Here is a 2715-nt window from a genome sequence, read left to right on the forward strand (position 1 = left end):
TTGTAGCGACTTGTGCACAAAGAGATCTCAATCCGGCAGAAGAGATTTATAGAATAGCGCAAAATCTTGGCTATCAGAACCAAGGGGTTCAAGCGAATAATCAAGTTGCTGCGCTTCAAAGCCGTCAGAATTCTGCGAGAACCTTAACGGCATCTGGTGGAGGAGGGAGTGTTGGACCAATCACTTTAAAAAACATTTGTGATATGTCTGATAAAGAATTTGGAGAATGGTATAGCAATCCTAAAAATCAAATCATTTTTGATAAGTTAATGGGGCGCGATGGCTGAGTATAGTCTAGGCGCATAATATAATCCGCTTTGATGTGGGTTTTTCACCGGCTTAAAGCCGGTTTTTTTTTACAGCAAAGAAAGGTGAAATCAATGGCAATAACACGTATACCTATTAATGATGCACAAGCAGTGCAAGCTTGGTCAAAGAGATTAAATTATGAAGCGTCTAAAGCGCTTGATATTGAACCATTAATGGGAGAAGGCTCCAATAGTATCATTCAAGTCAAGAATGAACTTAGGAAAGAAGGCGGAGATTGTGTTACGTTTAGCTTACGAGCACAGATTATGGGGCGTGGTGTAAGCGAGGGTGAAACGCTTAAAGGCAATGAAGAGGCACTCCAATTCCTTCATGATAAACTTTATATCAATGAACTTAATAACGCTGTTTCAACAAAAAATAAAGGTACGATTGATCAACAACGTATTTTGTTTAGTTTACGCGACGAAGCACATAAGGCATTGGTTGATTGGTTTGCAGACCGTTTGAGTTTGATGTTTTTTCTTCAAGTTTGCGGATATACAGCGCCTACAATAAAGTTTGAAGGACGTGAAGTTGAACTTGATGAATTGTATTATGGTTTTAATGCACCATTGGCACCAAGCAGTAAGCGTATTGTGCGACCAGAAGCCAAAACGAAAGATGAAGACGTAAAAGAGCTGGCAAAACACGGTTTTAGTCTTAAGCTCATAGATGAAGCTGTTAAAGTTGCAAAGTTGGCTAACCCCAAAATCAGACCAGTACGGGTTGGTGGTTCCAATGTCTACGTGATGTATCTTCATCCCATACAAGTTATGCAATTGCGTACCAATACAGATACTGGTCAATGGCTTGATATACAAAAGGCAGTTTATTCAGGTTCGCGCGCGAAGAACCCGATTTTTGATGGTTCACTAGGCATGTATAATGGTGTGATTTTACGAGAATCCGAACATGTAACCCATGGTGTTAAATCCGATGGTAGTGTTGAAGAAAATGTCCGCCGTGCTGTATTACTGGGTGCACAGAGTGCGATGCTTGCCTTTGGAGCAGAAAATCAAGAGACGCGCTATAAATTGGTTGAAGAGCTTGATGATTATCAACGGGTATATGGTGTTGCAGCTAAGACAATCATAGGCATGAAGAAAACACGTTTCCAAATGCCTGGAAGAGGACAAAATGCGCAAGATTTCGGAACCGTTGTTGTTTCAACTTGCACAGGCGAAAAGCCTTCTTAATTTTCAAAGAAAGGAAATAAAACATGGCAGAAGGATTACCACAGCCCCTACAAGGGAGAAATTTGGTTACGCAACAAGTGAGTTTTTTTCGCTTGAATATCTCGCATAAAGATAAGCATTTGACGCGCAAAATCGGGACTTTACCGCGTGGTGCAATGATCCTTTCGATTAAAGCGTTTGTGAAGACAGCGTTTTCGGATGCGAAATTAAAGATAGGTAGCACCTATGGTGGTAATGAGTTTAGTGAAAAGGACATCAAAACCCAAAGCACTCAAGATTTTACATCAACCAACCAAAAAGAGTTTGTTCCAGAAGATCAAGAGCTTACGCTTTATGCAACACGGGATAAAACAACCGCGGCTGGAGAGTGTGTTGTGGTGGTGCAATTCGTGACCAATCGTTGAGAGGTATTTTGATGACACGTCATTATATTCGGGTTAAGACCGGAGGACCGATACCAGTAAAGCGAGATGTTTATCGTCATAAGAGGACACTTTCGCACTTAGTATCGGTCATTCAAGATGAGATTGATGACATAGCCGATGAGTATGTTCAACAAATCCAAGAAAGCATTTTTGCAGCTATTCGTTTTTGTGAACGGGAGACCTTTTACTTTAACGAAAGCCGTGATGTGGTGTTTGAGACACGGGCGGGACAAGGTGTTTATGATGCAAGCACTACCCGCCCTATTGAAACAGCTGTTAAAATCAAAAACGTTTATTTAAGTTCTGATCAACATCATAAGTTTGCCTTGGAATGTAATGACCATGTTTCTTTAGAGCCTTTGTTATCATCAGAGCAGCAAGGAACGCCGGTTTGTTACAGTTATTTTGATAGGAAATTACATCTTTATCCCACGCCAGATAGAGCCTATCAAATTCAACTCATTCTCTCTCCATTGCGTTTATCAGAGATAGAGAGTGTCGATGAGGAGCACCCATGGTTTGTGCACGCGTTTGATTTGATTAAGGCGCGTGCAAAATACGAACTTTACAAGAATATCTTGAAAGACCCCGATTGTGCAACGGCAGCTTACAATGACTTTAACGAACAGTTGCATGAATTGCGTGCAGAGACGTCTCAACGTCATAACGTGACCAGAATAATACCAACGGATTTCTAATATGGTTTATTTTCCAGTAGCCGATTACAGACCAGATGTTGCGGTTGTCAACGGCAGTTTTACGGATAGCCTTGTGAATGTTTTACC

The 2715-nt window shown here is 41.0% G+C and carries 3 protein-coding genes and 1 pseudogene; all 4 read left to right on the forward strand.

Translation table 11 applies throughout. From position 1 onward, the window contains the following. Window positions 1-287: pseudogene (locus ACFIJL_RS09000) on the forward strand (hypothetical protein); the annotation flags it as partial. Between the two features lie 93 nt (window positions 288-380). Continuing rightward, on the forward strand, window positions 381-1505 hold the full coding sequence (locus tag ACFIJL_RS09005; RefSeq protein ID WP_375624338.1) for a N4-gp56 family major capsid protein: 1125 nt from the start codon (window positions 381-383) through the stop codon (window positions 1503-1505). 23 nt (window positions 1506-1528) lie between these two features. After that, window positions 1529-1909, forward strand: a complete 381-nt coding sequence (locus ACFIJL_RS09010) for a hypothetical protein (protein ID WP_375607487.1) — start codon at window positions 1529-1531, stop codon at window positions 1907-1909. Between the two features lie 11 nt (window positions 1910-1920). Further along, complete coding sequence (locus ACFIJL_RS09015; protein ID WP_375624340.1) at window positions 1921-2628, forward strand: hypothetical protein; 708 nt, start codon at window positions 1921-1923, stop codon at window positions 2626-2628. Window positions 2629-2715: the final 87 nt, after the last annotated feature.

The sequence above is a fragment of the Bartonella sp. TT119HLJHH genome (assembly GCF_042193385.1).
Lineage (GTDB): Bacteria > Pseudomonadota > Alphaproteobacteria > Rhizobiales > Rhizobiaceae > Bartonella.